The sequence below is a fragment of the Streptomyces sp. MCA2 genome, from assembly GCF_023544705.1.
GTDB classification, from domain to species: Bacteria; Actinomycetota; Actinomycetes; order Streptomycetales; family Streptomycetaceae; genus Streptomyces; species Streptomyces decoyicus.
The window spans coordinates 1-3,980 of sequence record NZ_JAMJFM010000114.1 but is presented as its reverse complement, the minus strand read 5'-3'; the positions used below and the strand labels follow the sequence as shown (position 1 = coordinate 3,980).

The 3,980-nt window shown below is 71.3% G+C and carries 4 protein-coding genes; 3 read left to right on the top strand and 1 reads right to left on the bottom strand.

Annotated features, from left to right (window positions below):
• Positions 1–202 (top strand): adenosylhomocysteinase (locus M8I34_RS41020; protein WP_250058152.1); only part of this gene is annotated, 202 nt, incomplete at its 5' end.
• 176 nt (positions 203–378) lie between these two features.
• Complete coding sequence (locus M8I34_RS41015) at positions 379–993, top strand: hypothetical protein (RefSeq protein ID WP_250058151.1); 615 nt, start codon at positions 379–381, stop codon at positions 991–993.
• A gap of 459 nt (positions 994–1,452) precedes the next feature.
• Here the strand turns inward: M8I34_RS41015 and M8I34_RS41010 are convergent, their stop codons facing one another.
• Entirely contained in the window at positions 1,453–2,511 is a 1,059-nt protein-coding gene (locus M8I34_RS41010; protein WP_250058150.1) for an RDD family protein, read from the bottom strand.
• Positions 2,512–2,624: 113 nt separating this feature from the next.
• On the opposite strand from M8I34_RS41010, the gene M8I34_RS41005 reads away from it, so the two are divergent.
• Complete coding sequence (locus tag M8I34_RS41005) at positions 2,625–3,632, top strand: stage II sporulation protein M (RefSeq protein WP_250058149.1); 1,008 nt, start codon at positions 2,625–2,627, stop codon at positions 3,630–3,632.
• Positions 3,633–3,980 lie beyond the last annotated feature (348 nt).

The following is a 3,980-nucleotide window of genomic DNA, read 5'->3' as shown; positions in this document are numbered from 1 at the left end:
GCTGGCCCAGATCGAGCTGTTCACCAAGCCCGCCGAGTACCCCACCGACGTCTACGTGCTGCCCAAGCACCTCGACGAGAAGGTGGCCCGCCTCCACCTCGACTCCCTCGGCGTCAAGCTCACCGAGCTGCGCCCCGAGCAGGCCGCCTACATCGGCGTCGAGGTCGAGGGCCCGTACAAGCCCGACCACTACCGCTACTGATCCAACAGGCGATCACCAACCGGTCGGCCCCGCCGGCCGTTGGTGTTCTCCACAGCAGCCGGTGATCCCAGGCCCTCGCCACACACGGCGGGGGCCTGGCCCGTCCGTAAGCACCCCGCACCGACCCGCCACCCCCGACTCACCGGCCCGTCGCCGCCAGAAGGACTTGACCCCCCATGCCCCGCGGCCACTACTCCCTCCACGACCCGCACGATCACACCCCCCTGGGTGAAGAGCACTTCCACTGCGCCACCGGCCCCTCCGGCTGGCGCTACGTCTCCCAGATCGTCAACCCCTCCGGCGACCACATCGGCTCCGTCGACCTCACCCTCGACGAGCTCGGCCGCCCCATCCGCCTCGAACTCCACGCCTCCGCCTGGCAGGTCCGCGGCGCCGCCCTGGAGGGCGTCACCTGGGTACGCACCGACCCGACCGGTGAACACGCCACCGAAGGCAACGTCCCCGCCCACGCCTTCACCGGCGCGTCCCCCGCCTTTCTCATCGCCACCGCCCGCCTCCTGCGCCCCGCCCTCGGCGCCGGCGCCGTCCGCACCCGCCTCGTCGCCTTCACACCCCCCGTCCTCGCCCCCCGCACGCTCGACCAGTCCTGGGCCCTGCTGAAAAGCACACCACACGCCACTGACAACGCCCCCCTCATCGCCTACGAATACCAGGTCAACGACCTGGAAACCGGCGAACAGCACACCGTCCACATCGCCGGCGACGTGGTCCTCTCCGCCCCCGGCATCGAACTCGAATCCCTCGAGTCCCCACCGTCGACGTTCCCCTGACCTGCCCTGCCTGACCCGGCCCGGTGATCTGCCCCGGCCCGGCTCGGCCCCCTGACCCGGTCTGACCCGGCCCGGCTCGGCCTCACCTGAGCCGGTCTGACTCGGCCCCGCCGCTCGCCCCCTCACAGCGCGCCAGGAGCCGACTCGCAGCACGCCACGGACCGCGCCCGGGACCGCCCACCGCACGTACGCCCCGCCGACCGAACGCGGGAGGCACAGCGTGACCTCGGCCGACGGATGGAGCAGCGGCGCCATATCGTCGCGGTGCGCGCGGCCGGTTCACCGCGCTGTGGACGGTCTCCCGGATCTACTGCCGAAGGGGGCGGCCGGACGACCATCAGCGAGTTGAGGCCCGGCGCCGCGAGCCGTCCCCTCTCCACCCACCGGCCAGCCGCAGCCACCCCCGACACGGTCCCCTGAATCCGCGGCTGAATCCGCGGCGCCGCCTTCGCCCCCAGCTCACACCGGAGGCGCAAACCCCGTACGAGGCGGCCGCCCTCCTTTGCCACCCCCCTCATCGCCCGCACGCTCCCGCACCGGCGCCCCGAAACCCCCGCCACCGTCATGACGAGCCGGCCCGCCCCGGGCCACAGCCTCGCTCCCGGCCCCGGGCGACGCCCAAGCCCCCACCGGCCCCGACGCGACCGCATCCCCCGCGGTGTCCGACGCCGGGACATCCCCCGCCACCCCCACAGGCTGAACCGACGCCACCGGTTCACCACCCCAAGGCCCCCCACGACCCGCAAAGCCCGACGCCCCGACCGCGGCCGCCCCGAAGGCCCGCTGCGACTCCCGTGCCTGCCGTTCCCCGACCACCGCCGCCAGATACGCCACCGGATGTACGCCCGCAGGCGCGGGCGCCCCGGTGAACCCCCGCAGATCCTCCGCCAGCCGCCCCGCCATCGCCCCGCCGACCTGCGGATCGAGCTGCCCCATCCGCGCCAGGTACTGCCGCACCGTCAGCCACCACCCATCGGGCACCCGCGACAGATCCAGCGCCCCGAGCTCGGCCACCAGCCACGGTGGCGGAGGCGGCAGCGCCATTCCCGCCTCCGCCACCGGCATCCGCTCCCGTATGACCAACGTCCCCGCGAACACATCCCCCATCCGACGCCCCCGCGCCGACACCAACGAGGCGATGGCCGCCACCACCCCCATCGTCATGACGATCTCGATGGCCCCCATCGCCCCGCGCACCAACGCATGCCGGAACCGGATCGGCCCGCCGTCCTCCCGTACGACCCGCAGCCCGCAGACCAGCTTCCCCAGCGACCGGCCGTGGCTCAGCGTCTCGATGACAATCGGTATCCCGACCTGCACCAGGACGAACGTCGCCACCGACACGGCCGCCACCGCCGCACTGTCCATCGACGACGTCGCGCTCAACAGCAGCAGCGATACGCCGAGGTAGACCGCCCAGGCCACCGCCACATCCACGGCCACTGCCAGTCCCCGGCTCGGCAGCCTGGCCGGCCGCAGCCCCAGCACCACCGCTTCACCCGTTACGAGCTCACTCACGCCGCGCCCCACTCCCTCTCGATCCCCGAAGTCCCGCCCACCCCACGACGGACACGGCCAGTCTGCCAAGCTGATCCGGCCCCCATCCACGGCGCTGCGAGGAGCGACACCCGATGGACCTCGATGTCTTCGTCACGGCCCATGGCGCCGAATGGGACCGCCTCGACACCCTGTTGCACCGCAAACGCCGCCTCACGGGTGCTGAGGCCGACGAACTCGTCGCTCTCTACCAACGCACCACCACACACCTCTCCCTCCTCCTCTCCAGCGCCCCGGACCCCGCGCTGACCAGCCGCCTCACTTCCCTCGTGGCCCGCGCCCGCAGCACGGTCACCGGCGCCCGCAAGGCCTCCTGGCGCGACGCCGCCCACTTCTTCACCACGGCCTTCCCGGCAGCGGTCTACCGCCTGCGCCACTGGTGGATCCCCACCGCGATCCTCTCGACCGCGGTCGCCGCCCTCATCGGCTGGTGGATAGCCGCACACCCCGAGGTCCAGGCGGCGATCGGCGCCCAGGAGGACCTCCGCAACATGACCCGCCCCGGCGGGGAGTACGAGACGTACTACTCCAGCCACCCCGCCGCATCCTTCGCGGCCCAGGTATGGACGAACAACGCGCAGGCCGTAGCCCTGTGCCTGGTCCTCGGCGCCTTCGCCGGCCTCCCCGTCCTGTGGGTCCTCTTCCAGAACATGCTCAACCTGGGTGTCGGCATCGGCCTGATGTCCTCAGCCGGCCGCCTCGACACCTTCCTCGGCCTGATCCTTCCGCACGGCCTCCTCGAACTGACCGCCGTCTTCGTCGCGGCCGGCATCGGCCTCCGTCTGGGCTGGACCCTCATCGACCCGGGCCACCGCACCCGCCGGACTGCCCTGGCCGAAGAAGGCCGCTCCGCCCTGGGAGTCGCCATCGGTCTCGCCGCGGTGCTCTTCGTATCCGGCGTCCTCGAAGGCTTCGTCACCCCTTCCGGCCTGCCCACCTGGGCCCGCATCGGCATCGGCATAGCCGCTGAACTGGCCTTCCTCCTGTACGTCTATGTCCTGGGCGGCCGCGCCGTACGTGCCGGAGCCATCGGCGACGTCGACCTCACCGACCGCGAAGCCACCGTCCCCACCGCCGCGTGATGTGCATCGGGCCCGGCTGACCTGCTAATCTCCTCTTCGCCCCAGGAGCCCGTTGACACGAGCACCAGGGGGAGGTAGATTCGAACGGTTGCGGCGAACTGGACAAGTTCATCCGCGGCAGGTAGTCTCTTCTCCGCTTCGGCCGGAATATCAATTCGGCGAAGCGCAACCGACCACTTACCGGAAGCCCCGGCTGATTAATTCGGCCGAACTCCTTCTGATAAAGTCGGAAAAGCCAAAAGGCACCCCCTCCGACGGGGAATCGGAAACGAATTCGGGCCGGCAACGGAACGAAATCGGGCCTGGTAGAGTCGGAAAGGCCGGAAAGCGAAAGCCGAACGGTCGACT

Coding starts and splice junctions, on each gene's coding strand:
- M8I34_RS41015 (WP_250058151.1), top strand. CDS start 379: ATGCCCCGCGGCCACTACTCCCTCCACGACCCGCACGATCACACCCCC.
- M8I34_RS41005 (WP_250058149.1), top strand. CDS start 2,625: ATGGACCTCGATGTCTTCGTCACGGCCCATGGCGCCGAATGGGACCGC.